The sequence below is a fragment of the Arthrobacter sp. JUb115 genome (assembly GCF_004365035.1).
Taxonomy (GTDB): Bacteria; Actinomycetota; Actinomycetes; order Actinomycetales; family Micrococcaceae; genus Glutamicibacter.
The window spans coordinates 1-23475 of record NZ_SOBS01000006.1; the positions used below are offsets into that span (position 1 = coordinate 1).

Sequence of the window (23475 nt, forward strand, 5' to 3'; positions counted from 1 at the left end):
GTTGTTTATCTTTGTCTACTAGACGTCTGCTTGCAGGGTTTCCCATTGCTAGATCTCTTTCTGCTGAGATGTCTAACTTTTGGGGGGCACTTCACAGACACACTTTATTGCCTATAGCCCCGCAAACATTATCGGAGCCTCATTTCTGCAGTGACCCGAAATGGCTGCACTACGCAGAGGAGGCCAGGAAAAGAGCGGCCTTCGTCCAGATACGCGAAAAGGCCCCGCACGGCGAGACCTTTTCATTTGGAGGGGATGACGGGAATCGAACCCGCATCATTAGTTTGGAAGACTAAGGCTTTACCACTAAGCTACATCCCCATTTCGAAGCTTCTGCGCTTCGAACAAGATTCAGTCTAGACCATAAAACTCTTGCTTTGCAAATCGGGGATTCCATGTCTCACTTGGCACCTCTCCCTTATCACTGCCGTACGGTGATGGTTAGCGAAACACGCCGACGAGCCTGAACGAAAAGAACTCCGCTCGTCCCATCGACGAATCTGCAGCTTATGCCTTCACATGTTTGCGCGGAAGCTTCTGGCAACGAGGGCACCAGTACAGCTTGCGAGCCGCGATTTCGGCCAGGGAAATCTGCGCCGAACATTTCCGGCACCCCATTCCCTGCCGCTGATAAACGTAGTACGCGTTATCGGGCCAAACCACGCCCTGTGGGTCGCGGTCTTCGGGCAAGGTAGTGATGATCTTGCCATCGCGAACGCCGTCTTCCATTACCGATACGATGTCCCACCAAAGTGATTTGGCCTTTTGAGCACTAAGTTCATTCGCCGGCAATTCCGGAGCGATTCGATTCCGGAATAGGGCTTCCGCTCGGTAGATATTGCCGACACCAGAAATGAGCGCCTGGTTCATGAGCACGATGCCAATGGCTGTCTTGGTCTTCATCAGGTTCGCCCGGAATTCCTTGAAGCCCGCTTCAAGCCGAATATCTGCGTCCGCTAAATCAGCCTGGCCTTTGGCTGCCCTGAAACGCACTGCGGACCCAATCAATGGATCCGGGCCGAGCTTATCCAGATGAATCTGGACCTGTTCGTATTCCAGAACCTCGCATGCAGTTGGCCCGCGCAAATCAGCCCAGCCGTGTTCGGAAACGATCCGCGCTCTAACTGCTCCTACCGGTGCGGGCGGGCCGGTGTACTTCTCAGCATCCGTACTGGCACTGGCTTCGATTTCACCAATCTTCCGAGGGGCGCCAATCGAGGAAGCACCCGTAAAGTAGCTGTCTCCCCCGAAATTGAACGCGCCATAGAGCCCCAGATGCACTCGCAGATAGAGATCGTTGGAAAAGCGGCAGAAGAGCTGCTTGCCCTTGGCAAAGGCCTGTTCCAGCTGATGGCCGTCGATGCGCGCGGCATCGGAGCTGAAACGGCCCTGCGGAGAAGTAACCAGGACCGTTTGCCCGCCAAAGACATCGTCGAACTGGCGGGCAAGTCGGTGAAGGGAATGACCTTCAGGCACGACTAGTCGATGACCTCGCCGGTCGTTTCATACGTGGCGATCTTGCCGATGCGGCGTACGTGGCGCTCCGCTTCGCTAAATGGTTCAGCGAGGAAGGCCTCGATAAGTTCCGCAGCTTCTTCTACTGAGTGCTGGCGCCCGCCAACGGCTATGACGTTGGCGTTGTTGTGCTCACGGGCCAATTTCGCGGTATCCATGTTCCACGCCAGTGCGGCGCGAATCCCTTCGACCTTGTTGGCAGCAATTTGTTCGCCGTTGCCGGAGCCGCCCAAGACGATACCCAGTGCGTCCACGCCCGCGCGCTGGTCATCAACAACAGCTTGTGCCGCGTTGATGCAGAATGCCGGGTAATCATCCTCCGGGTCATAGGACTTCGGGCCGTGGTTGACCATTTCGTAGCCCTTGGCGGTCAGGTGCTTTACCAGGTAGTCGCTGAGCTCAAGTCCTGCATGGTCAGTAGCGATATGCACGCGCATAGTCGATTGCCTCATTTACTAGGGAGGGTTCTTTTACTTTCCTATCTAGGATAGCGACCGCGGCACGCGCTCCGGCTACTTCTCAGCTGCGCATCACGGAGTATGAACCGAATAAGTCTCCGAGGCGTCCCAAAGCGTGCAATTTCGGGACGCTATTGGAAAATTGAGTAAATTGTTCGGCCCGATGACTTGCGCAATGCCCGGTCAAAGGTGACACAATAGACAGATATTCAATATTCATTTCACAACTTCCACCGGTGGATAGCCATCGCCAAGAATTGGAGAACCCATGCCAGGAATGAACCTCACTCGCGCCGAGGCCAGCGAACGCGCAAATCTGCTCAACGTTGACAGCTATGAGGTAAGCCTGGATCTTACTCGCGGTGAGCGCGTCTTCACTTCCAAGACTACGGTGCGGTTCTCCGCCACCGCCGGCGCTTCGACATTCATTGATGCAGTCACCGACTCGGTACGCTCCATCAATCTCAATGGCGTCGAGCTGGACCCAGCGCAGCATTCAGATGGCATCCGTATCCAGTTGCCGAACCTCGCCGCAGAAAACCTACTCGTGATCGACGCGGACGCGCTGTACATGAACACCGGCGAAGGCCTGCATCGATTCGTAGACCCAGTGGACCAGGAAGTCTACTTGTACACCCAGTTCGAGGTCGCGGACTGCCGGCGCATGTTCGCCGTCTTCGAGCAGCCTGATTTGAAGGCCACCTTCCAGTTCTCGGTCACCGCGCCAAAATACTGGAACGTTGTTTCCAACGCCCCGACTCCTGCGCCAGAGGAAAACGGGAATTCAGCAACTTGGGCCTTTGCCCCAACCCAGCGGATCTCGTGCTACATCACTGCCCTGATCGCAGGCCCCTACCAGGTCGCCCGCGATTCGCTGGTTTCCTCCAGCGGCCGCACCATCGAGCTGGGTGTCTTCGCCCGCGCATCCATGATGCAGTACCTGGACGTCGAGAACATCGTCACCGTGACCCGTCAGGGTTTCGAATTCTACGAGAAGAACTTCGGCACCCCATACCCATTCGAGAAGTACGATCAGTTGTTCGTTCCCGAATTCAACGCAGGCGCCATGGAAAACGCTGGAGCGGTGACCTTCCTCGAGGAATACATCTTCCGTTCCCGTCCAACCGGTGCCATGATTGAGCGCCGCGCGATCACCATCCTGCATGAGCTGGCACACATGTGGTTCGGTGACCTGGTCACCATGAAGTGGTGGAACGATCTGTGGCTCAATGAGTCCTTCGCAGAATTCATGTCCACTCTGGCGGCCGCGCAGAACACCGAGTTCACCAGCGCTTGGACCACCTTCAATACGTTGGAGAAGAACTGGGCCTACCGCCAGGACCAGTTGCCTTCCACCCACCCCATTGTCGCGGAGATCAATGACCTTGAAGACGTAGAGGTCAACTTCGATGGAATCACCTATGCCAAGGGGGCCAGCGTTCTGCGCCAGCTGGTAGCTTTCGTAGGCCAGGAAGAATTCATGGCTGGCGTACGCGAGTACTTCGCCAAGCATGCCTGGAAGAACACCGAGCTGCCAGACCTGCTCAAGGAACTGGAAGCCGCCAGCGGCCGCGATCTCAGCGGCTGGGGCGCATCCTGGCTGGAAACCGCTGGTGTGAACACCCTCAAAGCCGAAATTGAAACCGGCAATGACGGTGCTATTACGTCCTTTGCCATTCGCCAGTCCGCCGTTGCCCAGTTCCCGACTTTGCGCCAGCACCGACTTGCTGTTGGCTTCTACTCGCTCGATGAGGCCGGAACGCTGCAGCGCGTGCACCGCGAAGAACTTGATATCGATGGCGAGCTCACCTTCGTTCCCGCGCTGGCCGGCATGAAGCGCCCGGATTTGGTTCTGCTCAATGACGATGACCTGACCTACGCGAAGATCCGCCTGGATGAAGTTTCCTTGGCGACTGCCACCGAGCATCTGAAGGACTTCCAGGAGTCGCTGCCGCGCACTCTTGTTTGGTCAGCCGCGTGGGACTCTGTACGTGATGCCGAAGCCCCTGCAAGCACCTACGTCCAGTTGCTGCTGAACAATATTGGCCACGAGGTGGATTCCACGGTGATCATGGTGCTGTTGCGCCAGCTGAACACCTCGCTGGATCTTTTTGTTGCTGCAGAACGCAGCGAAGAACTTTCGGTGCAGGCTGCCGACCAGCTGTGGCAGCTGGCTTCCAATGCTGAAGCAGGCTCCGACGCGCAGCTGCAGTTCGTCAAGGCCTTCGCGCACCGCTCGCGCGCCGCCGCCCAGTTGGATCGCGTCAGGAACTTGTTCGACGGCTCGGCAAGCTTGCCAGGCCTGGCCGTTGACACCGATTTGCGCTGGTCCTTCGCAATCGCGCTGAGTGCCGGCGGCTACCTGAGCGATGCTGATCTCGACGCAGTTCTGGCCAGCGACGACACGGCCAAGGGCAAGGCGTCGTGGTACACCGCGCGAGCTTCCCGCCCAACTGCAGAAGCAAAGGCAGAGGCATTCGGGGCGGCAACCGCTGCTACCTTGTCCAACGATCAGCAAAGCGCCGTCATTTCCGGTTTCAACAACGTGCACCAGAACGCGTTGATCTCCGGATACGCCGAGGACTACTTCGGGCTGCTGGTCAACGCGTGGGAATCCTACTCGCATGAGATGGCCAAGCAGATTGTGATCGGCTTCTACCCCAGCTCCAACGTCTCGCAGGAAACTTTGGACCAGACGGATGCATTCCTGGAATCCCTGGGATCCAAGCACGCGGCGATGCGCCGTCTGCTGGTGGAATCGCGTGCCGACGTGGTCCGGGCTCTCGCTGCGCGTCGGGCTGACGCCGAGGCACTAGAAATCTAGGGTCGCTCGTATGGTGGCGGCGGCTTCTGCTCAATGCGGAAGCCGCCGCCACCTTTCGGTTAAAAGTGGGAGAATAGACCTATGGACCTCTCGCAATATGAATATCGGGTAGGGCTCGAATGGACAGGCAATCGTGGAACCGGAACGGAAAGCTACCGCAGCTACGGCCGGGACCATGTATTGCGTGCATCGGGCTTGCCAGATTTGCCGGGCACCGCGGATCCAACATTCCATGGGGATCGCGATCGCTGGAATCCAGAACAACTCCTGCTTGCTGCCCTGAGCCAATGCCACATGCTCTCGTATCTGCATGTAGCGGTTACCCACGGCGTGAATATCACTGGCTATACGGACGATGCTTCTGGAACACTGCGTCTCAATCGGGATAACAGCGGTGAATTCACCCAAGCCATCTTGCGGCCCGTCGTTTACCTTGCCGATGAATCCCAACGAGAACTTGCCGATTCGCTCCACTCCCGGGCGAACAAGGTTTGCTTCATCGCCCGGTCCGTCAACTTCCCGGTTCTCCACGAGCCGGTATCCCCTAGCTCCTCCTGAGGATTTTTACGAATGACTGAAAACCTGCCACTTGCACATGACCCGAAAAAGGATCCCTTCAGCAATCCCCTGGTTCTAGGCCGATCCAGCCAAGAATTCTTGGATGCCGCTGAAACGCCGGTCGACGTTGCCAACTATCCCGGTACCTTCTACGCAGAGGTTGGAGGTCGCGAGGTTTTCGCTCAGCTGACCAAGAATTTCTACAGTTCCGTTGCCGAAGACGAGGATTTCCGTCGGATGTATCCAGAGAAGGAGCTTCGGGCTGCCCAAGTTCGCCTCCAGCTGTTCCTGGAACAATACTGGGGTGGTCCGACAACGTTCTCCGAGCATCGTGGCCACCCTCGGCTCCGCATGCGTCATGCAAATTACCCGGTGAACGGCCACTACCGTGATGTCTGGCTGGGCCATATGAACAAGGCTATCGACCAGCTAGAGCTGCCAATGCTGCAGGCCGAAACCCTTCGGGACTACTTTGAGCGTGCGGCCCACTCGTTGCTGAACACTCCGGATGAACACCGGAATCTGCTCTAAGAATTTATGGACTAGAACCGCCACGGGCGAGTTCTAGTCCATATCCTTATTACTGCTTAGCCGAGCAAAGAGGCTTTGCGGACAAGGACATGCCCTCGCTCGTTACTCAGTCGAGTCCAACTGCCATTGCGGAATATTCGGCTTTGCCCGCCAGGCGCCAGGAAACCCAAGGCATGCATGGCAAATGCGGAGCCCATAGGAATCTTCAAATCTTCTCCTGGCACATCCGCAGCCCAAATTCGCTGCCGTATCTGCACAAGCACAGGCAATCCCGGGTTTTCCGGCAATGCTTGGGCGACGGCGTCGATGCCGTTTTGAGCTGAGGAAGTTAGCATGTCGTTCGCTACGGCTCCTGCATCTTCCCAGCCTGAGACCGGCACGGAGATCCCAGCCCATTTAGGGTTCTCTTCAACCGGTGGGAGCGCGAAGTCGACGGTTGACTCCCCCATGCGAGCAAGGCGATCCTGGATCGATGCCAAGGAATAGCTGGCCTTGAGATCTGCAGGCTGCGCCAAGCGATGAACTCGCATTCCGAGGATGGTATAGCCGCCTTGACCGAGGTCGGAAGGGACCAAAACAGGTACGTAGACAGCCAAGGCCGTATTTCGAGCGACGAATTGGGCCGCATCATCTTCAATTGTTTTCGCCCGGCTAATAAAGTTCGCTAAGTCGCTTACTGAATTACTGTCGTCGAAAATCACCGCATCACTAGCCATATATTTATCGTCTCACGGAGCGGCAACTACGCGTGGCGACTTTGCTCATGGCGTGATGCTGCTCCGTGAAACGTATAGTTTTCCTATGAGCCCGAATCTCAACTGAAAATATTACTTTCGAGTAGCATTAAATTTGGTTTTGTTCCGCTATCGCATTCCAAGGAGCCCGCACAGTGACCGAAGACCTAGGCACCACCCAGATCCTGCTGGATCTGTTGAATCTGGATGGAGAAGACCAGGCGCGCACGGATGAGGATATCTTCATCGGCCATACCCCTGGGCAGACTCGACCTCGCGTCTTTGGCGGGCAGGTTCTGGCCCAATCGATCATGGCCGCCACGCGTACAGTTGAAGCGACCCGTGCGATCCATTCCCTGCACGGTTACTTCCTGCGTCCGGGAGACCCGAACCAGAACATCACTTTCGGCGTACAGCGCCTGCGCGATGGCCGCTCATTTTCCGCACGTCGAGTGCACGCCTACCAAAATGGCGAACCGATCCTGTCAATGATCACCTCATTCCAGGAACCGGCAAACGGCCTCGAACACCATGATCCAATGCCTGCCGGAATCCCGGATCCCGAGTCGCTTCCGACTACCGCAGATCTCGTGGGGCACCTGGACCATCCAGTGGCAAAGGAATGGGCTTTCGAACGGCCTTTCGACGTCCGGCATGTTTCGGAACCGATCTACCTTCCAGGAAATTCGGCCAAGCTTGCCGATAGTGCGGTTTGGCTGCGCACCACCTCGGCAATGCCCAATGAGCCCGCCCTGCACCGAGCTGCCTTGGCTTACGCGAGCGACTACATGCTACTTGAGCCTGCCCTGCGAGCCCATGGAGTGCCATGGGTACATCGCGGCTTGAGCATCGCCAGCCTCGATCACGCAATGTGGTGGCACCGGGATTTCCGAGTCGATGAATGGCTGCTCTACGTACTTCATTCGCCATCGGCCTCGTCGGCCCGCGGACTTGGTGCGGGAAAGTTCTACAACAAGGCAGGCGAGCTCGTCGCGACCGTCGCCCAGGAAGGCATGATCCGCCTGCCTGAGTTCGCAGAGGGGCACTAGCCCTCAATCGATAGCGCACCGCCCGCGTGGTTCATGCGTCCAGTTCAATATCGCCTGCTGGTACGGCCATACAGGCGAGGATCTGGCCCGGTGCTACGCGGGCGCTCGGCTCCAACGGGTAGGAAATCCTGCCCCTGAGCAGGCTAACGGCGCATTCGCCGCAAGAACCCGAGCGGCAAAGACTAGCCGGTTCAAGCCCTTGCTCTTCCAGCGCATCAAGCAACACTCCATTCTCCGCACTCCAGGTGAAATTCTTTTCGCTCCCACGACAAGAGACTTCTGCGGGCGGATAGTTCTCAAAAAGGCGTTCCAGATCGGTCGCTGGTGATGCGAAGGTTTCGCTGTAAATCTGCGAAGCAGAAATTCCCGCTTGCTCGCACGCCTCGAATACCATCTTGGTGAACTGTTCAGGCCCGCACACCACCACCCTGCTGCAACCGCGTAGTCGTGCTGCGATCGCAGCAGCCGCTGGCCGCCCCTCGGAGGTGTCGATGCGATCCAAGCTGATTGGCGCCTTCAGCCCGGCAGCCATCTGTTCCAGCCGGCAGTACAAGGCACTGGCTCCGCCACGTTCGACATGGATGAACCTCAGATCTTGGCTGCCATTCACCGCTGCAGCATCCCCGAGCAGCCCCAAAGCAGGAGTGATGCCAATTCCAGCGCTGACGATGGCAGTGCTGGAGCCTAGTACATTAGCCGAGGTCAGCACACCGTACGGCCCTGAGACAAGAAGTTGCTCGTCCTCCTGCAGCTGTGCTATTTTCGCTGAAGCTTCACCTTGGATGCGAACGGCGATACTAATGCCCCGGTCGCTCACCGAGGTGATGGTGTAATTTCTCCACAGCGGATCTGGCAAGTGAACCCTTAGATGCATGCCCGGTTCATACTCAGACTTAATCCATCCGTAAGGATCGTGAAGCAGCAGTTCGACTACTCCTGAGCCCAAGTCCTCGTTTCGAAGTATGGTCATGAACCGTGGAGAGATCTTCACTGGAACCAGTTCTTCGGCTTCTGTTGCTTCGTTTTCTATTTCAATTGAGGCGCCAGTCTCCAAGACCCCGGATTCCAGAACGGTTCCATAAATGCCACAGTGAACGTGGCCAAAGTGCGTTGCCAGCAAACGGGGTCCGTTGGTATCGACTTCGGTAGTATCCGGATTTACCGAGGTTGCTGAGCAACGGGCGATTGATTTGGTAATGGCAATACGGGTTTCGCCTATGCGCAGCACTTTGCCAATAAGCCCATATTCCGAGTATGCGGGCAGGCCTTCCACCACAAGGTTGCCTCGATACCGCCGGGGATCCAAGTGCACCCCGGATACTCGCGACAGCTCCGCAACCGTATTGGGGTTAATAATCGAAATGCCCGACAGTCGCGAATCGAACATTCCTTGCGGTGCAGACACCAATCTTCGCGGTTTTGGCCCCTGCGCCGGCAAGTGATTCGACAGATAGGCGCTGGCGGCATCCCTGCCATGATGGCTACTGGCATCAAAGGTCAATGGTGCCGCACCTGTAGATGCTGGCGCGGTCATGGTGATAAGTGGAAAACTGGATTCAACTTGCCACTTTTGCAGGCTCTTGTTGTTCTTGAGAATAGTGAAGCTTAGGCAGCTCTGCCACTGCCCGTCTTGGTGCTCAATTGTGCCGTTTCCGAAGGCGACACAGCGATCGCCCTCTAGCCCGCTTCCCTTTTTGGCTGCGACCGAACTGACTGCTTCGCCTGGTAGCCCTTTAACAGGAAAGCGATATATTTGAGCAATTTTCATGATTACATTCTAGTAAGTGCCGAGTTCAGTACGGGAGTTCCAGGCGGCGCCAATCGAAGGCGCCAGAGGATATCGGAATTTCAAAACAGGTAATGTTCTGCCCCTCCGGCTACATGGACTGCTCCCCGGCATCTGCGGGTGCTTCCAATCGCCGCGCGCCCACACCTTCACGCGCCAATTGGTCTTCCGGATTCAGGAGGCTGCAGGCCTGCATCGACAGGCAGCCGCATCCAATGCATCCCATAAGCCGATCTTCTAATTCCTCGATGGCACGCCGCCTCGCTTCGAGTACTTTCTTCCATTCCTCTGTCGCGCGAAGCCAGTCTCTTTCCTCGGGGATTTTTCCCATCGGCACTGGTGCCAAAGCACGCTTGATGTCGCTGAGTGGGATGCCCAACTTACTGCCGACACTGATCAACGAGATACGACGCAGCAAGTGGCGAGGATAGCGTCGCTGATTCCCCGCTGTCCGCATGGAAACGATCAGCCCAATATCTTCGTAATAATGCAGTGCAGATCTGGCCACACCAGTGCGTTCGCTAACCTGCCCGATGCTTAGCAGCTCACGCCCGGGAAAATTTTTTTCGCAATCCCCAGATTCCGCTGTGTGAAGCATCACCACCCCTTTCCTTGACCTCAAGTTTACTTGAGGTCTTAGGGTGGAAGTATTCAAAGTTGTTGGCAAAAGCTCGGGCTTTTGCATCAGTTACTGGAGTTTTATTCCAACTCCAGGCAAAGGAGCGGCTCAGTGAGCGAATTATCAGATGGATTCCGTACAGCCTTCCGTCACCATCCTGCTGGAGTAGCAGTGATTACTGCAGCGGTCGACGGGGCATTCTACGGTTTAACTATCTCTTCCCTCGCTTCACTTTCCATTGATCCCGTTGCCGTTTCGTTCTCGCTGGCCAAAGAATCCGGCGCTGCCGGCGCTGTGCTAGCAGCACCGAGTTTCGTGATCCATATGCTCGGCGAAGACCAGCACGAGCTGGCAAATAATTTCGCGCGCCCGGGTGCCCCACGATTTACCAGCGATCAACATTTCCGGGTCTTGCCCACCGGCGAGCCACATTTCATCGAGGCTCCCGTTGCTTTCCGCGCCAGTATCCACTCCTCCATCAGCGTTGGAGGCTCCCGCCTGATTGCTGCTGAAGTCCATGCGGTACTCTTCGGGCATGCGCAACAGCAACACCTGCTTTACCAGGATCGCGAGTATCTGAAATTGTCCGGATTGCGTGCCGATTCGACGACGAGCTAATTGAACGATGCCTCCTGCGGCATAAAAATAGCCGCCACAAATGTGGCGGCTATTTTCATGCCCGTGGATTAGTCGCGGGTCAGGCGACGGTGGGTAACACGGTGCGGCTTAGCCGCGTCGGCACCCAATCGTTCAACCTTGTTGCTCTCGTAAGAGTCGAAGTTGCCTTCGAACCAGTACCAGTTCGATGGGTTCTCCTCAGTGCCCTCGTACGACAAGATGTGGGTCGCGACTCGGTCCAGGAACCAACGGTCGTGGGAGACCACTACAGCGCAACCCGGGAACTCAAGCAGCGCGTTTTCCAACGACGACAGGGTTTCAACGTCCAAGTCGTTAGTAGGCTCATCGAGCAGCAACAGGTTGCCACCCTGCTTGAGGGTCAGTGCCAGGTTCAGACGGTTGCGCTCACCACCGGAGAGAACACCTGCCTTCTTCTGCTGGTCTGGGCCCTTGAACCCGAACGCCGAAACGTAGGCACGCGATGGCATCTCAACTTGACCGACGTTGATGTAATCGAGGCCGTCAGAAACGACCTCCCACAACGACTTCTCTGGGTCGATATTTTCGCGATTCTGGTCGACATAGGAAATCTTGACCGTGTCGCCGACCTTCAGGGTGCCACCGTCAAGCTCTTCCATGCCAACGATGGTCTTGAACAGGGTCGACTTGCCGACGCCGTTGGGACCAATGACACCCACGATGCCGTTGCGCGGTAGCGAGAAGGACAGACCATCGATCAATACACGATCGCCGAATCCCTTCTTCAAGTTTTCGGCTTCGATTACCAGCTGGCCCAGGCGCGGGCCTGGCGGAATCTGGATTTCTTCGAAGTCCAGCTTGCGGGTGCGCTCGGCTTCCGCAGCCATTTCCTCGTAGCGCGCCAGACGAGCCTTCGACTTAGTCTGACGGCCCTTGGCGTTCGAACGAACCCACTCGAGTTCTTCTGCCAGACGCTTAGCAAGCTTCTGGTCTTTCTTGCCCTGAACTTCCATGCGCTCGCGCTTCTTCTCCAGGTAAGTGGAGTAGTTGCCCTCGTATGGGTGCAGGCGACCGCGGTCAACTTCACAGATCCATTCGGCGACATGGTCCAGGAAGTAGCGGTCGTGGGTTACGGCCAGCACGGCGCCCGGGTAAGATGCCAGGTGCTGTTCCAGCCACAGTACGGACTCTGCGTCCAAGTGGTTAGTAGGCTCATCGAGCAGCAGCAAGTCCGGCTTCTGCAGGAGAAGCTTGCACAGTGCTACACGTCGACGTTCACCACCGGAGAGGTGGGTAACTTTCTCGTCGCCTGGTGGGCAGCGCAGCGCGTCCATTGCCTGTTCGAGCTGATTGTCAATGTCCCAAGCGTCGGCAGCGTCAATCGCTTCCTGCAGCTTGCCCATTTCTTCCAGGAGCGTGTCGAAGTCGGCACCGTCCTGTGCCATCTCTTCCGAGATTTCGTTGAAGCGAGTGATCTTTTCATAGATCTCGCCAACACCTTCCTGGACGTTGCCCAGGACGGTCTTTTCTTCATTCAGTGGGGGTTCCTGCAGCAGGATGCCTACCGAGTAGCCCGGTGAAAGACGCGCTTCACCGTTGGAGGGAGTATCGATCCCCGCCATGATCTTTAGGATCGTTGACTTACCAGCACCGTTGGGTCCCACGACGCCAATTTTGGCACCGGGGAAGAACGACATGCTGACATTGTCAAGGATGACTTTGTCGCCAACGGCCTTGCGAGCCTTGGTCATCGTGTAAATGAATTCCGCCATGTTCTTAAGGCTAGTCTGTTGCGGGGGTCATTTCCGAATCCACACACCACTATTTTGGGTTGGTGGTGCCCGGATTCACACGAAACCCTCAAACACCACCAGAACACGCGTCTTCAGGCCGCTTCCCCATCCTCGCTTTGCCAGCTCGCTTCAGTGTCGGACGAACGTGACGGGTGCTGCACACGCTCCATTTCGCCGGTATCTGTCCGTACACGGTTGAAGGAACTCGTTCCAAAACGCAGATCGTGACCAATTGAATAAGCCTCGATATCTGCGCTATTCCCTCGCGAGCCATCTGCTCGTTCGAATTCTCGGATCTGCAACTTTCCGAAAATCATTACATGGTCGCCTTGCCCCAGGGATTCCATGGAATTCTCTCCCAGGGCACGGAACGCCGAAACCGCATACCAATTGGTCGGCCCGTCGACCCACTGCCCTGTTTCAAGATCGCGTTTTCGCTCATGCGTCGCTACTCGGAATTTCAAGATAGAAACGCCCTTGGGCGTAATGCTGAGTTGAGGTTCCGTTCCGACAATTCCGCGGATTGTCACAAGATCGCTCATTGGACTGCCTCCTATTGGATACAAATGGCAGAAGCCTTTTCTGCCATTGAATCCGATGATGGCGCACCGCAAGATCCGGTCGGACGCAAAGTCAACGGCCTGTGGATAAATCTTTAGCCCATTGAGGTTTGAATGCGCCTTTCAATAGCATGGCGGCTATGACGATTCCTGGCAAGATCCAGCCGGACCAACCCATGATTGATGCTTTTGTTGCGTCCAAAGGAACTCCCATCACCATAAACAGTGAAACCAATCCCACGCTGGCGTTGAAGGCTCCATGCGCCAAAGCCGCTGGCCATACGGAATCACTGTAGGTACGCAACCAGCCAAGGAAGGCGCCAAATACGGTACACATGCCGCACATAGCCATGACTCCCCACGCGCCCGTAGCCATCGGATAGTTGTAGCCCAGAAGCACCAATGGTGCATGCCAGATCCCCCAGACGACGCCGGATACAAGAATTGATACAAGTTGCCCATAAGGCTGCAGGCGAATCCAAAGCCATCCCCGCCAACCAATCTCCTCTCCTAAAGCAAACAAGGAATTCATGAGGCCAGCGACAACTATCAACCCCGCCTGTCCGAGAAGGTAGATTGTCGGGCCTTCCTGGCCGGAGACAACGCGCAGTACGGTGAAATTCTGCAGATCACCAGGGAAGACCCCTAGCCATGTTCCGATGAAGGGCGCTTGAAGTATGAGCCCGAGCGGAATCACATAGGACAGCACCAGTGCGATGGCAAACTTCCCCGGACGCTTGATTGGCCAGAGCCCAACCTCGGAGGTGAAGCTCGTTAGCCGGCGTTCGACAATGGCAATCACTAGAGCAGCGATGGTCGGGGTAAACATCATTGCCATGGCGATTCCTGGAAGCTTGGCATCATTTATGCCTTCTCCCATCCAAAGCGGCAACGCTACGGCCCAAGCTAAAACCACGCTTAGCACACAGAAGCACACGATGCTCAACACGCTACCGATTCTCAATTTCGGCAACTTAACTACTCCTAATCAGATGATGATCTACATTCGTTTCTCCAGCCTATCGGCCTCAAGTCGTATTTTTGGTGATCAATGAGCTAAACTATTTTCGGTTATGCCTCCGTAGCTCAGCTGGATAGAGCAAGAGCCTTCTAATCTCTAGGTCGCCGGTTCGAATCCGGCCGGGGGTACGAAATAAACCGCCGTTCACTTGGTAATACAAGTGAACGGCGGTTTTCGCATCTATCCAGATCTAGGAATTTGACCAGTGTTAGGCCTCATTTCTAGCTTGAGGCCCTTTCCGGCCGAGCCTGTCAGCCAGCCCTCGTCCTATTTGCCGGCCACTAAATAAGCACCCGCCCAAGAAAGTTCCTTCCAGCGCGTTGTACCCATGCATCCCGCCGCCCCCGAATCCAGAAGCTTCACCGGCCGCATAAAGCCCGTCAAGAACTGTTCCGTCGTATTTGAGGACTCGCCCAGATAGGTCTGTCTGCAGTCCGCCTAATGACTTTCGCGTCAGAATGTGCAGCTTCACAGCTATCAATGGCCCCGCCGCAGGATCGAGTATCCTGTGCGGAGCAACTGCTCGGGTCAAACGGTCTCCGATGTACTTTCGGGCATTGCGGATAGATTGAATTTGGCGATCTTTGCTAAATGGATTTTCAGTTTGCGAATCACGAACCATTAGTTGCTGGTGAAGCCGCATCGGATCAATATGTGCTTCCGGCGCGATTGCATTCATCTTCGTCACGAGCTCCTCGACGGTAGTCGCTGAAACGAAATCCGCACCTTTGTTCAAGAAATCCGTGACCGGCCCCGGAGCACCCTTGCCAAAGAACCGGTCCTTGATAACTCCGGCTTTATCCCGATTAGTCAGATCTGGATTTTGCTCCGACCCTGACAGCGCAAACTCCTTCTCGATAATTCGCTGATTTAGCACGAACCATGAATAGTCGTACTTTCGCGCAGTGGGATCGGTGCGCAGGTATTTCAACGTGCCCAAAGTGTCGTGCCCCGGAAGGCAAGGAGGACGAAGGCGGTTCCCTTCGGCATCGAACCACATCGGGCTTGGACCGGGCAAAATTCTAATTCCATGAGCGGGCCAAATTGGGTTCCAATTCTGGATTCCCTCTGTGTAATGCCACATTCGATCGCGGTTAACAAGACGCGCCCCCACATCCTGCGAGAGTTCAATGCCGCTGCCGTCAACATAATTCGGAACGCCGGTAATCATGCGCCCCGGCGCGATGCCGAGCCTGTCGGGCCAGAGTTTCCGAACCAGGTCCTGATTTCCGCCTATTCCCCCGGTTGCAATCACCACTGCTTCAGCCGAAAACTCGAACTCCGAAACCACGTTTCTTGACGACTGTTGCCCGCGTGGAGCGTCATCAGGCGACAAGACCTCACCGCGAACGCCGGTAACTGAACCGTCAGTGGTCACCAATCCAGTAACCCTGTGGCGGTTGAGCAACTCGGCATGTCCCGTTTGCAGTCCGTCGAGCACCCTATTCACAAATGGCATCGATACCCCGGTGCCAGTTCCCCAGGCGATGTGAAATCTGGGTACAGAATTCCCATGCCCTTCGGCGCGACCATCGCCGCGCTCTGCCCAGCCCACAACTGGAGTCAGATCTATGCCTTTTTGCTTGATCCAGGACCGTTTTTCAGTAGCTGCGAACTCCACGTAGGCTTTGGCCCAACGTTGCGCCCACAGGTCCTCATCGTCCAACCGGTCAAATTGTGCACTATGCTGCCAATCCGACCAGGCAAGGTCAAAAGAATCACGAACTCCCAAGCGGCGCTGTTCAGGAGTATCAACGAGAAACAGTCCCCCAAAAGACCAGTAAGCCTGGCCGCCGAGATTACCCCTGTTTTCCTGATCCAGGATTCGGACTCTCAGTCCTGCATCAAGTGCCTCGGACGCTGCAACCAGCCCGGCCAATCCAGCACCCACGATGATCACTCCGCATTGTTCGGAACTCAACTTCACGATCCCACCTCTGCACGCAAGAAATTTACGAGTTTTCATCTCGAGCGTACTTCCCGGTGGGCAATGCCACCATACCCGTATTTTCCGCAAAGAAATCTGCTGACTAGCGAGAACTTTCGTTCTTCACCACCGTTTCTCTTCCTGGTCCGGCCGTCGAATCTGTGAATGTCATGATCGTGAGCCGTGCAGCGGCGCATAATCACTCAGAATCCCGACTGAACAGTAACTTATCCCCCTAATTTGAGATAAACTCTAGGAATTGTAGAAATCGAAAGGGACAGTGCCCGATGACCCAACTGGTCGCCCACCTCGCGCGACAGAGAATCACGGAACGCACCAGCATCAATCTAATATTCCTTCTTGCAGGATTATCTTTTGCGACTTGGGCAGGCCGCCTCTCCATTATCGACGCTGTTTTCGATTTCTCTGGCTTGAACCTCGGATCGTTCTTGATTTGCAGCACCATCGGAACTTTGCTCGGAATCTCCCTTATTCCGTCGGTGAGCAAATTCGTTCCAACACGCCGCCTGTTGTGCTGTTTGCCCATCGGATTAGCAGCATGTTTGGTCGTACTGGGCATAGCCATTTCGATAACCGAGGAAGCCACTCTTGCCTACGTAGCCCTGTTCTTTTACGGGCTTACTTTTGGCTGTTTGGACATCATGATGAACGTCAGCGGCGCACAGGTTGAACGTCGTGTCGGCCGCAGCATCATGCCTTCCCTTCATGGGTTCTTCAGCCTGGGAACCCTAATTGGCGCCGGGGTGGCAACAGCAACCATTTCCTTGAATATCTCGAGCCTTTGGCACTTCTCGTTTGTCGCGGTCATCATTCTTCTTCTCGCTTACGTTGCCCATCGAGGTATTACCTGCTGGGAAAACGAAAATTTGGTTCCAATCAACAAGGATGTCCCCCAGAACCGAATTCAATCAACGCACAAAATGGGACTCTTGCTGCTGCTTGGCATAATGGTCGCCGGTTTAAGTTTCAGCGAGGGTGCGGCCAATGATTGGATTGCCGTTACTTCGGTTGACGGGCACGGTTTCAAGCATCAAATTGGCGCGCTCATGTTCACCTTGTTCGTCGCAGCAATGACGCTGGGACGCTTTGTCGGCGGTCGCCTTGTGGACCGCTTCGGCACGAAAAATACACTCCTGATCATGGGAATTATCGGCCTTCTCGGCGTCGGCTTGTTCATCACCGGCACAAGTCCCTCCCTAGTAGGCCTCGGTGCAGCATTGTGGGGCCTCGGTAGCTCGCTCGGCTTCCCCTTGGGCATGAGCATCGCTGCTTCCCGCGGAGAACGCCTGGGTCCAAAAGCGGTGAGCATCGTCAGTGCGTTTGGATATGGAGCAATGCTTGGCGGTCCACCATTTATTGGTTTCGTCGTCGATACCTTGAAGTTGCCTCAGGCCTTATGGATTTGCGCGGTAGTTCTGATTATTTCGTTGTCCTTGACGCCGGCGGTAACCCGCAACCGGAAGCCGTCCGACAAGACGTCCTAGACGGGCAGAACCGCACGCTCCTTGATGTTTCGCATGACTATGGTGCTCGTCAATTTTTCCACGCCCGGTAGATCAACTAGGACCTCGTCGTATACACGCTGGTAATGCGGCAGATCCTTGGCAAAGACTCGCAATAGGAAGTCTGGCTCGCCGAAAAGGCGCTGCGCATCAACTATTAGCTCTTCCCTCTCTACTGCTAATTCAAAATGCTTAAGCTGCGCTCTGTCTTTCAACGTGACGAAAACCAGGGCCTCGAATCCCAGTCCAACCTTCTCCGGGTCAATCACCGCTTGGTAGCCGCTGATGACTCCCCTGCGCTCAAGATCTTTGATCCGGCGATGGCAGGGAGCCACCGATAGCCCAACTTTTGCAGCTACCGCGGTAGCGCTCATCCGTCCGTCATTCTGCAACTCGGCCAAGATCGCACGGTCTAGTTCATCCATGAAATCAGACTACAGCACAAATAATTTGCGCCATTTAACGCCAGAGCAATTTTTTCTTGCCGAAGGGCCGGGTATCCCCAAAGAATCGGCAAGCACATTTCACGATTTTTTCCTTACTGTTATCAGAGCACAGGTTTCTAGATTTGGAGAAGCAATGGATCTCTCGCAGTTCACCGGGTTCCTCTTGGTATCGGTGACGTTGGCGTGCACGCCCGGCGCCGACTGGGCGTACATCATTTCCTCTGCACTGGGCAAAACCAGCTATCGCCCAGCCGTATGGGGATTGCTCTCGGGATACCTGGTTCATACTGCATTGCTGGTGTGCGGAATTGCGGCCCTGGTCGCGAGTTCCCCGTCACTTCTCCTCTGGCTCACGGCAGCCGGATCGGTCTATCTGCTGTGGCTAGGCATTGCGACCCTGCGTTCCTGCAGGAACGCCAGGTTCTTTGATGCCAATGCTCCATCTACCTCCGAAATTGAAGCACTCGATGGCGATTACCCTCGGAGCAATCCCGAACCTACCGATAGCACCGTCGCGCTGTTGGACAAGGTCCGTCATCGATCGCTACGCGGCCAATTCCTCAAGGGCCTGCTCACCAGCGGCACTAACCCCAAGGCACTACTGCTGTATGTGGCCCTCATCCCGCAGTACCTGGATTCATCCCTGGATCTTCCGCTCTCCCTGCAAACCGGCGCTCTTGGGCTTACTCATTTCGCGGTATCGATCCTCGTGTACTTCTCCGTTGCATTGGCTGCCAGGGTGCTGCTTCGCTCCCGGCCCATGGCGGCACGCATCGTAACCATGTGCTCCGGAACCATAATGATCCTCTTGGCCCTGGGCTTGGTCTACGAACAATTCTTCGTTGCATAAGAATTTATTGAACACTGATCAAGACAATTGAACGGTGATCAAGTATGCTCTTAATCGATGGCTCTTCGGTCATCTGTAACGCAAGCATGAATGGCTGTCCGATCATGGAGCCCGCCGTTCAAGCTACGAACCTTGCGCTGGAGCACTCGTGGAACTACCCCCAATTCGATTTGAGAATGTCACTGTCCGCTTTGAAGAGCGCGATGTCCTCAAAGATGTGCGATTGACTCTCAACGAACAGCGCATCGGCATTATCGGGGCAAACGGTGCTGGGAAGAGTACGCTCTCCCGGCTCATCAATGGCCTCGTTTTGCCTACTGAAGGATCCGTGCACGTTGGCGACCTGAACACTCGGAATCATGCAAAGCAGATCCGCCGCGATGTTGGTTTTGTCTTCCAGAATCCAGCAAATCAAATCATCATGCCGCTGGTCTCTGAAGACATTGCGTTCGGACTGAAGAATTTGCAAATTCCCAAAGCAGAGCGCCAATTGCGCGTGCATGAGACACTGGCAGAGCTCAACATCTCGCATCTGGCAGATCGCGAAAGCCACACTCTTTCCGGCGGCGAGCAGCAAATGGTCGCACTCGCTTCCGTCCTTGCCATGCGGCCTCGAACCATTGTTTTCGATGAACCCACTACGATGCTGGATCTGCGCAATCGACTCGCGTTCCAACGCGAAATAGCCAAGCTGGCGCAACGTGCAATTGTGGTGACGCACGATTTGGAAATACTTGAAGATTTCGACCGCGTTCTCGTGGTCACCGACGGAGCTATCGCATTCGATGGCCGACCGGAAGAAGCAATCGCCCATTACCGCCAATGGAGCCACGCATGATCGCGGCCAAGAATACTTCGTATCTAGCGCGTGTTAAGCCGGGATGGAAATTCGGAACATTGCTGGTTCTGAGCATCGGGCTTTACTTGATTAGCTCGTGGCAGGTCTTGCTGCCCCTGTTCATTCTCAGTGCGATACTGCTGCTTTCGGCTAGGGTCGACCTCAAGCAACTGCGCATGCCACTGTTCTCATTGGCCATGATTCTCGGCATCGTCTTCATTCTTCTCGCCCTGCAAACCGATTGGGCCAACGCCGTGGTCTCGGTCCTGCGGCTGCTGACCATGTGCCTGATGGCCTACGCCGTCAGCCTCACCACAAGCTTTGACGCGATGCTCGAGCTCTTCCAACAGGTTGCCTCTCCATTACGATTCCTTGGAGCTAATCCAGCGCAAATCGCATTGGGATTGTCCATGACAATACGGTTCATTCCGGAATTGAAAAAGGTATACCTCGAAGTCCGCGAAGCCCAGCATGCTCGGGGTCTGGGCAACAATCCGTTGGCCGTGAGTGTCCCATTAGTTATCAGATCACTAAAAATCGCTGACGAGACAGCCGAAGCGTTAGACGCCCGCGGCTACGATTCAGCACCTTACCGACGCTAAGCGCGTCAGCTACTTCCATCTCGCTCGCACTTCCAAGGAAACACAATGCCAACTCGCACCGACTCAACTTTGCAAACTCACAATACGGTATACGTCGCAGTCTTTGCCGCCATGATCGCGGCCATGGGGCTCCTTCCCCCTATTACATTGGGGATCATCCCGGTACCCATTACCCTGCAAACCCTGGGTGTCATGCTGGCCGGCGCCTTATTGGGACCTTGGCGAGGTTCATTGGCCTCACTGGTTGTCGTAGTCCTGTCTTTGGCAGGGCTGCCCTTGTTGGCTGGTGGGCGTGGTGGGCTTGGAGTCCTGTTCGGGCCGACCGGCGGATATCTCATTGGATGGATTTTCGGGTCACTCGTTATTGGAGCCCTCTTCAAATACTGGGTTCTGCGCAACGAAAACAAGGTCGCCCGATTCATGTCCGGACTGGCCTCGGCTCTCGTTGGCGGAATCGTCGTCATCTATCTGTTTGGCGTTCCGTGGACCGCTGCTGTTACCGGGCTTGATCTGGGCACATCCTTGCTGGGGTCTCTCGGATTCCTGCCCGGGGACGTCCTCAAAGCCGTAGTCGCCACCCTGGTGGCCCTGACCGTGCACCGTAGCTACCGCGGGTTGATGAAGTAGCTCGATGGAACTGTGGCAGGCACTGGCAAGGTGGGCCAATCAACGACCGGATCATCTTGCCCTGCTCACGGTTGAAAGCCGGCTGACTTATGCGCAGTTGGCCAGCAGAAGCGGTGCTCTGGCCAAGCGGCTAGAATCCGTTCCAGGCAATCGGATCGCTGTGCACACCAGCGATCCGATTGAGATGGCCATCGCTTTTTATGCGATCGCGCGCAGTGGCAAGACATTGGTGGTGATTGACCCTGCTTGGCCCGGAAATCTGGCCACTTCCATGGCAACCGCTCTTCAATGCGATTTCGTGCTTGAATCGACGGTTCCGCGGCCTTTGCCCGGCGTCCCAAGATTCGCCTTGCCGCCCGAGCCACCCGAGCCCGGTGAATACATTGCGCCCGCGACCAAGACTCATTGCGCTGAAGACCTGCTGATCATTTGTACTTCTGGAAGCTCATCGCGTCCCAAGGCTGTGCTCCGGAGTGCTGCATCGTGGGAAGCGTCCCTGAGTGCCGGCGCCACGATTTTGGGCGCTTCGCCAGATGATTCCACTCTTTGCCCGAGTCCCATTTCCCACGGTCTGGGCCTCTACGCGATGGTCGAGTCCCTGCATACTGGCGGCACCTTCGTGGCTTCCGGAAAATGGGATCAAAAGGGCGTTGCATCATTGCTGGCGCGCCTCAGCTGCACCCGTATCGTCAGCGTACCGACAATTCTAGCCAAGGTGCTGGCCCTGGATGACCCGGCACGGTTCTCCAGCCTGCGATTGGTCATCAGCGGAGGGGAATCCCTGGACCAGGAGACCATGCAAACTCTTCACCAGATGGCTCCCTCGGCGCGCTGCGTTGAATATTTCGGGAGCAGCGAGCACAGCCTCATCGCGTATCGCGAGCGACTGGCCAACCATCCGCGAACTCCCTATTTCGACGGTCAGCTGTTTCCCGGGGTGCAGGCTCACACCCATGAGGCAACGCCGGGTTCAGGCTTTGGCTCGCTCTATATCGATAGCCCGTTCAACGCCAAGGGGTACGACCTTAGCTCGGACTCTGTCATCGCTCGGTGCGGCACAGCAATCGGCATTGGTGATCAGGCGAAGCTCCTGGGTTCAAATCGCATCGTCCTGTCCCGTCGCAACGACGGGATGATGAATCTCAACGGAAACAATATCCACCCGGGCGAAGTGGGCGCAGCGCTTAATGCCGAGGGGCTGGCCAATGCCGTAGTGCGGATCGATGCATCGAGCGCACCAGCCAGGTTGCTGGCCTACACGGTTTCGCCACCCCGCAATCCGTCCGCTCTTCTCACCGGCCTGCAGAAGCATTTGCCCCAGTACAAGATCCCGCACCAAATCATCTACTTGCGATCGTGGCCCGAGACCTTCAGCGGAAAATTGAATGCCTCGGCTTTGGACTTCCAGGATCTGAACATTGAACGGAGCGACTGGCTCAGATGAATGACGCCTTCATTATCAATGCAGCACGCACGCCCATCGTTAGAGCAGGCAAGGAGTATTCCCGCATTACCGCAGACCAACTGCTGGCTCGGGTGATCAACGCGCTAATAGATCGAAGCGGCATCTCCCCTGCGGATGTAGACCACGTATTTGCCGGCAATGCGGCGGGACCGGGCGGAAATATAGCGCGAGTGTCTGCTTTGGCGTCGGTGCTGCCCAAGACCGTCAGCGCGACCAGCATCGATGCCCAATGCGCCAGTGGACTGGACGCAATTGCCGCCGCTGCGCGGATGATACGTTGCGGTGAAGCGCATGTCGTGGTGGCCGGTGGCGTGGAGTCGGTGAGTACCGCGCCATGGCGGGTTGAAAAGCAAACCTCCGTAATCCAGCCTCCGCGCCTCTACTCGCGTGCCCGATTCACTCCAGAGCGAGACCCGGACCCCGAAATGGGCGAAGCTGCGGAGAATATTGCCCAGTCCTACGGCATTGCACAAGAGCGGCAAGATTCTTTCGCATTGCAGAGCCACCAGCGTGCGCTGCGCGCTCAAGCGGCTGGACTCTTTGATCGCGAGCTTGTCACCGTGGATACAAGCAACGGGCAAGTAGCGGCCGACACCTGCCCCAGGCCCGGACTGACACTTCGCAAGCTCGCTGCGCTCAAGCCGGTATTCGTACCCGGTGGCACCGTGACTGCGGGAAACTCCTGCCCGATTAACGATGGTGCAGCTGCGGTAATCTTGGTGAGCGAACAAATGCGCCAGAGACTGAACCCAACCTTCGCAATGCGCTACCTTGCTTCTGCTTCAGGTGCTTGCGATCCCAGCATTCTCGGCATGGCGGCGGTACCGGCGTACCGCAAGCTCATCGGCCTGCTGCCATCCGCTGCTGCTTCCAGCACTCCACTGATCGAGTTCAACGAAGCCTTTGCGGTCCAGGCCCTGGCATGCCTCGATGAGCTAGGGATCACCGAGGTGACGGTGAACCAAGGTGGCGGGGCCTTGGCGTTGGGACACCCCTACGGTGCTAGCGGCGCGATTCTTGCGACTCGGCTGTTCTGGCAGGCCAACCAGGCTCGGATACCTGGGCAAAGGGCGATCGCGCTCATGGCCGCCGCGGGTGGCACCGGAAGCGCGGTTGCTTTCGAGTCAGTACCGCATTGAGCCCTTGGGGCAT

General features: G+C 56.2%; 22 protein-coding genes and 2 tRNA genes. 13 read left to right on the forward strand and 11 right to left on the reverse strand.

What is annotated here, in order from left to right; genetic code table 11:
* Positions 1–247: 247 nt before the first annotated feature.
* From EDF61_RS11400 to EDF61_RS11410, 3 genes are all read right to left on the reverse strand, one after another.
* Positions 248–321: transfer RNA gene (locus EDF61_RS11400), tRNA-Gly, on the reverse strand.
* Positions 322–507: 186 nt separating this feature from the next.
* On the reverse strand, positions 508–1476 hold the full coding sequence (locus tag EDF61_RS11405; RefSeq protein WP_105659203.1) for an Fpg/Nei family DNA glycosylase: 969 nt from the start codon (positions 1474–1476) through the stop codon (positions 508–510).
* A 2-nt stretch (positions 1477–1478) separates the two neighbouring features.
* Positions 1479–1952, reverse strand: a complete 474-nt coding sequence (locus EDF61_RS11410) for a ribose-5-phosphate isomerase (protein WP_105659202.1) — start codon at positions 1950–1952, stop codon at positions 1479–1481.
* A 289-nt stretch (positions 1953–2241) separates the two neighbouring features.
* Between EDF61_RS11410 and pepN the strand changes: the two genes are divergently transcribed.
* The 3 genes from pepN (at position 2242) to EDF61_RS11425 (ending at position 5886) form a co-directional block, all read left to right on the forward strand.
* The gene (gene pepN, locus EDF61_RS11415; RefSeq protein ID WP_105659201.1) at positions 2242–4797 is read left to right on the forward strand and encodes an aminopeptidase N; all 2556 of its coding nucleotides are present in this window, start codon (positions 2242–2244) and stop codon (positions 4795–4797) included.
* Positions 4798–4878: 81 nt separating this feature from the next.
* Positions 4879–5355 (forward strand): OsmC family protein, encoded by a 477-nt coding sequence (locus EDF61_RS11420; protein ID WP_133834183.1) that lies wholly within the window; start codon positions 4879–4881, stop codon positions 5353–5355.
* A 12-nt stretch (positions 5356–5367) separates the two neighbouring features.
* Positions 5368–5886, forward strand: a complete 519-nt coding sequence (locus tag EDF61_RS11425; protein ID WP_133834184.1) for a globin — start codon at positions 5368–5370, stop codon at positions 5884–5886.
* A 56-nt stretch (positions 5887–5942) separates the two neighbouring features.
* Here the strand turns inward: EDF61_RS11425 and EDF61_RS11430 are convergent, their stop codons facing one another.
* Entirely contained in the window at positions 5943–6602 is a 660-nt protein-coding gene (locus EDF61_RS11430; RefSeq protein WP_133834185.1) for a DUF8185 domain-containing protein, read from the reverse strand.
* 173 nt (positions 6603–6775) lie between these two features.
* Between EDF61_RS11430 and EDF61_RS11435 the strand changes: the two genes are divergently transcribed.
* Complete coding sequence (locus EDF61_RS11435; protein WP_105659197.1) at positions 6776–7669, forward strand: acyl-CoA thioesterase; 894 nt, start codon at positions 6776–6778, stop codon at positions 7667–7669.
* Between the two features lie 31 nt (positions 7670–7700).
* Here EDF61_RS11435 and EDF61_RS11440 read toward each other — a convergent pair whose 3' ends face one another.
* Together EDF61_RS11440 and soxR are read right to left on the reverse strand one after the other, a co-directional pair.
* Complete coding sequence (locus EDF61_RS11440) at positions 7701–9437, reverse strand: MOSC domain-containing protein (protein WP_133834186.1); 1737 nt, start codon at positions 9435–9437, stop codon at positions 7701–7703.
* A 109-nt stretch (positions 9438–9546) separates the two neighbouring features.
* Positions 9547–10053 (reverse strand): redox-sensitive transcriptional activator SoxR, encoded by a 507-nt coding sequence (gene soxR / locus EDF61_RS11445; RefSeq protein WP_105659195.1) that lies wholly within the window; start codon positions 10051–10053, stop codon positions 9547–9549.
* A gap of 132 nt (positions 10054–10185) precedes the next feature.
* On the opposite strand from soxR, the gene EDF61_RS11450 reads away from it, so the two are divergent.
* Positions 10186–10692, forward strand: coding sequence for a flavin reductase family protein (locus EDF61_RS11450; protein WP_166650788.1), 507 nt, complete (start codon positions 10186–10188; stop codon positions 10690–10692).
* A gap of 68 nt (positions 10693–10760) precedes the next feature.
* Here EDF61_RS11450 and ettA read toward each other — a convergent pair whose 3' ends face one another.
* The 3 genes from ettA to EDF61_RS11465 all read right to left on the reverse strand — a co-directional run bounded on the left by ettA (position 10761) and on the right by EDF61_RS11465 (position 13973).
* Positions 10761–12443, reverse strand: coding sequence for an energy-dependent translational throttle protein EttA (gene ettA / locus EDF61_RS11455; RefSeq protein WP_105661447.1), 1683 nt, complete (start codon positions 12441–12443; stop codon positions 10761–10763).
* A gap of 113 nt (positions 12444–12556) precedes the next feature.
* On the reverse strand, positions 12557–13006 hold the full coding sequence (locus EDF61_RS11460; protein ID WP_105659229.1) for a single-stranded DNA-binding protein: 450 nt from the start codon (positions 13004–13006) through the stop codon (positions 12557–12559).
* A gap of 91 nt (positions 13007–13097) precedes the next feature.
* The gene (locus EDF61_RS11465; protein WP_133834188.1) at positions 13098–13973 is read right to left on the reverse strand and encodes a CPBP family intramembrane glutamic endopeptidase; all 876 of its coding nucleotides are present in this window, start codon (positions 13971–13973) and stop codon (positions 13098–13100) included.
* Between the two features lie 126 nt (positions 13974–14099).
* Between EDF61_RS11465 and EDF61_RS11470 the strand changes: the two genes are divergently transcribed.
* A tRNA-Arg gene (locus tag EDF61_RS11470) sits at positions 14100–14173 on the forward strand.
* 80 nt (positions 14174–14253) lie between these two features.
* Here the strand turns inward: EDF61_RS11470 and EDF61_RS11475 are convergent.
* Complete coding sequence (locus tag EDF61_RS11475; RefSeq protein ID WP_286172234.1) at positions 14254–15966, reverse strand: FAD-binding dehydrogenase; 1713 nt, start codon at positions 15964–15966, stop codon at positions 14254–14256.
* A gap of 293 nt (positions 15967–16259) precedes the next feature.
* Between EDF61_RS11475 and EDF61_RS11480 the strand changes: the two genes are divergently transcribed.
* Positions 16260–17477, forward strand: coding sequence for an MFS transporter (locus EDF61_RS11480; RefSeq protein WP_105659215.1), 1218 nt, complete (start codon positions 16260–16262; stop codon positions 17475–17477).
* Here EDF61_RS11480 and EDF61_RS11485 read toward each other — a convergent pair.
* Positions 17474–17920, reverse strand: coding sequence for an Lrp/AsnC family transcriptional regulator (locus EDF61_RS11485; protein WP_105659214.1), 447 nt, complete (start codon positions 17918–17920; stop codon positions 17474–17476). The two genes, EDF61_RS11480 and EDF61_RS11485, sit on opposite strands and share 4 nt — an antisense overlap.
* A 154-nt stretch (positions 17921–18074) precedes the next feature.
* On the opposite strand from EDF61_RS11485, the gene EDF61_RS11490 reads away from it, so the two are divergent.
* The 6 genes from EDF61_RS11490 to EDF61_RS11515 all read left to right on the forward strand — a co-directional run bounded on the left by EDF61_RS11490 (position 18075) and on the right by EDF61_RS11515 (position 23462).
* On the forward strand, positions 18075–18791 hold the full coding sequence (locus tag EDF61_RS11490) for a LysE family translocator (protein WP_105661450.1): 717 nt from the start codon (positions 18075–18077) through the stop codon (positions 18789–18791).
* Positions 18792–19008: 217 nt separating this feature from the next.
* Positions 19009–19629, forward strand: coding sequence for an energy-coupling factor ABC transporter ATP-binding protein (locus tag EDF61_RS11495; RefSeq protein ID WP_286172235.1), 621 nt, complete (start codon positions 19009–19011; stop codon positions 19627–19629).
* Positions 19626–20231 carry an energy-coupling factor transporter transmembrane component T family protein gene (locus EDF61_RS11500; RefSeq protein WP_166650789.1) on the forward strand — a complete coding sequence of 202 codons (606 nt, stop codon included), beginning with the start codon at positions 19626–19628 and terminating at the stop codon, positions 20229–20231. The genes EDF61_RS11495 and EDF61_RS11500 overlap by 4 nt, the downstream gene beginning before the upstream one ends.
* A 45-nt stretch (positions 20232–20276) precedes the next feature.
* Entirely contained in the window at positions 20277–20858 is a 582-nt protein-coding gene (locus EDF61_RS11505) for a biotin transporter BioY (RefSeq protein ID WP_133834190.1), read from the forward strand.
* Between the two features lie 4 nt (positions 20859–20862).
* Positions 20863–22302, forward strand: coding sequence for a class I adenylate-forming enzyme family protein (locus EDF61_RS11510; protein ID WP_133834191.1), 1440 nt, complete (start codon positions 20863–20865; stop codon positions 22300–22302).
* Complete coding sequence (locus tag EDF61_RS11515; protein WP_133834192.1) at positions 22299–23462, forward strand: thiolase family protein; 1164 nt, start codon at positions 22299–22301, stop codon at positions 23460–23462. The genes EDF61_RS11510 and EDF61_RS11515 overlap by 4 nt, the downstream gene beginning before the upstream one ends.
* The last annotated feature ends 13 nt before the right edge of the window (positions 23463–23475 follow it).